This is a genomic window from Falsiroseomonas oryzae (assembly GCF_027856955.1).
Taxonomy (GTDB): domain Bacteria; phylum Pseudomonadota; class Alphaproteobacteria; order Acetobacterales; family Acetobacteraceae; genus Falsiroseomonas; species Falsiroseomonas oryzae.
This window is the reverse complement of record NZ_JAPSMD010000800.1, coordinates 1-1,311: the sequence shown is the minus strand read 5'-3', so window position 1 is coordinate 1,311 and position 1,311 is coordinate 1. Positions and strand designations below refer to the sequence as shown.

The 1,311-nt window shown below is 76.5% G+C and carries 1 protein-coding gene; it reads right to left on the bottom strand.

The annotated features are described in order from the left end of the window. Positions 1–11: 11 nt before the first annotated feature. The coding region (locus tag OZN99_RS31800; protein WP_270939185.1) for a sensor histidine kinase at positions 12–1,311 on the bottom strand (1,300 nt) is incomplete at its 5' end.

Genomic DNA, 1,311 nt, shown 5'->3' with positions numbered 1-1,311 from the left:
ACCGGCGCCGGTCAGGCCGCGGCGTCGCCGGCGGCGTCCGCCGGCACCCGCACCGTCACCCGCGTGCCCTGGCCGGGCACGGAGAGCGTCTCCACCGTCGCCGCGATCCGCGCCGCCAGGCTCTGCACCAGCACGCTGCCCAGGCTGCCGTCGCGTCGCGGGCCATCGACCATCCCCGCGCCGTCGTCGCGCACCTCCACCTCCAGCCCGCCGGCGCCGCCCAGCACCACCCGCACCGCGACCCGCCCCGGCGCGCCCTCCGGATAGGCGTGGCGCAGCGCATTCGTCAGCAGCTCCGCCACGATCAGGCCGAGCGGGATGGCACGCTGCGCGTCCAGCACCGGCCGCCCCTCCACCGTGATCCCGACCGTCACCTGCGGGTTGAGCCCGGCGACGAAGCGGCACAGGTCGCCCAGCATCGCGGCGAGGTCCACCGTGCGCAGGTCCGGGCTGCCCTGCAGCGCGCCATGCGCCTCCGCCACCGCCGCCACGCGCCCGATGGCCGCGTCCAGGCTGGCCTGCGCCGCGCCGTCCGTCAGCCGGTTGCGCTGCAGCCGCAGCATCGCCGCCACCAGCTGCAGCGAGTTCTTGATGCGGTGGTCAGCCTCCCGCTGCAGCAGCTCGCGCTGCACCACCGCGTCGCGCAGCGCCGCCTCGGTCCGCTTGCGCGCGGTGATGTCCAGGCTGGCGGAGACCGCGCCGACGATGCGCCCCGCCGCATCGCGCAGCGGCCGCGCATTGGACAGCAGCCATTTCCGCGTCCCGTCCGCGAAGGCGACCTCGAACTCCTCATTGTGGCTCTCGATGCCGCGCCAGGCGCGCTGCAGCGGCAGCTCCTCCGGCGGGATCTCGCGGCCGTCGCGCAGAAGCCGCACATGGCGCAGCCCGTTCGGCCGCGACGCGCCGAGCGGCGCGGTGCTGTCGGGCGGCACGTCGAACAGCTCCGCCGCGAAGCGGTTGCGGCTGACCTGGCGCACCTCCGGGTCGTAGGTGAACCACACGCCGACCGGCGCCAGCGTCATCAGCGATTCCACCTCGGCCGCCTTGGCCTGCCAGGCCTCCTCCGCCACCTGGCGCGCGGTGACGTCGAAGCCGGTGCAGACCGCCGCCACGATCCGCCCATCCGCGCCGCGCACCGGCCGCGCGAACAGCTCGAGGTGCCGCCAGCCCTCGCCGTCGCGCAGCCGCGCTGCCTCCCCGTCCACCGCCTCGCCGCGTTCCAGCGCGCGCAGCGCGGGATGCGCGTCGGGCGCGATGGGCGTGCCATCCCCGCCCAGCAGCGGCACGGCCAGCGGGTCGTCGCCGGGCAGG